Genomic DNA, 1,222 nt, shown 5'->3' with positions numbered 1-1,222 from the left:
CGCCCACGGCCGCGCCGCGCCCGTGGCCCACATGCAGAGGCCCTGTGGGGTTGGCCGAAACATATTCAAGCAGCACCCTGCGGCCCGGCTCCCTGCTTTCGCCATAGGCTTGCCCGGCGCTTTCGATGTCGGTCACGATCTGCCGCCAGAATGCCTGACTGAAGGTCACATTGCAGAAACCCGGCCCGGCAGCCTCGGCTTTTTCCACATCGGGGCAGCGCTCCAGCAGCTTGGCGGCAAATTTTTGCGCCAGCTCGCGAGGATTGGTTTTGGCTTCCTTGGCGAGCAGCATGGCCGAGTTGACCGAAAGGTCGCCATGACGGGGGTCGCGCGGCGGCTCAATGACAGTCTTGGCGGGCCAGGCCAGGCCCTCTTCCTCAATAATGGCCGCCAGGGCCGTGCGCAGGGTTTCAATGGCGCGCATAATGCTCTCGTGTCCTTTGCATACAGGGTTTTCAGTTTTCTGTTTCCGGATGTCCGGGCATGTCCGGGTATCCGGCTCAAACCAGCGTATATTCTGAATAATTCAGGATGTCGCATAAAAATGGCGGCCGCGTCAGGGCAGTGCCTGGCGGCCAGGCGTGCTATTCCGCCAGTGCTGCGGCGCTTTCCGCATTGTTGACCAGTTGCACTTCAAGCTGGTCTGCGGTGGCGCGGTCGGCAAGGCATGGGGCCACCATCTTGCCGAGCAGGGCCTTGGGGCCAAGCTCAAGCCAGCGGCGCGCGCCGTCATCGTACTGATTGCGCATGGTGTCTATCCACTGCACGGACGAGGTCATCTGGGCCAGCAGACCCTCAAGGGCGCTTTCGCCCTCATGCACGGCCTTGCCGTGGGCGTTGCAGTAAACGGCGAACCGGGGTTTGTTCCAGGTGGCCTTGCGGAGTTGCGGGGCAAATTCCTTGGCGGCTTCGGCCATAAGGGGACTGTGGAATGCCCCGCTGACCTTCAGTTCAATGCCGCGCCCCTTCACTTCCTTGGCTTTCTGGCAGGCCAGGGCCACAGCGGCCCTGGTTCCGCTGACCACAAGCTGGCCGGGCGTATTGTAGTTGGCGACAATGATCAGCTCACCGCACTGGGCGGCCGTGTCGGCCACAATTTTTTCCACCTGGGGCAGGTCGAGCTTGAGCAGGGCGGCCATGGCTCCCTTGCCGTGAGGATCGGCCTCGGCCATCAGGCGGCCACGCAGGCTGGTCAGTTCCAGTGCGGTCTGGGGAGAAAGCA

Annotated in this window: 1 protein-coding gene and 1 pseudogene; both read right to left on the bottom strand. The window is 62.8% G+C overall.

The window, feature by feature from the left end; translation table 11 throughout:
• Positions 1 to 424: pseudogene (argS, locus tag V6C16_RS13640) on the bottom strand (arginine--tRNA ligase); the annotation flags it as partial.
• Positions 425 to 584: 160 nt separating this feature from the next.
• The coding region (locus tag V6C16_RS13635; RefSeq protein ID WP_333543484.1) for an ACP S-malonyltransferase at positions 585 to 1,222 on the bottom strand (638 nt) is incomplete at its 5' end.

It is taken from the genome of Desulfovibrio sp. 1188_IL3213, assembly GCF_036763145.1.
Lineage (GTDB): Bacteria > Desulfobacterota > Desulfovibrionia > Desulfovibrionales > Desulfovibrionaceae > Desulfovibrio.
The sequence above is the reverse complement of the archived record's forward strand: the minus strand, read 5'-3'. Positions and strand labels throughout refer to the sequence as shown.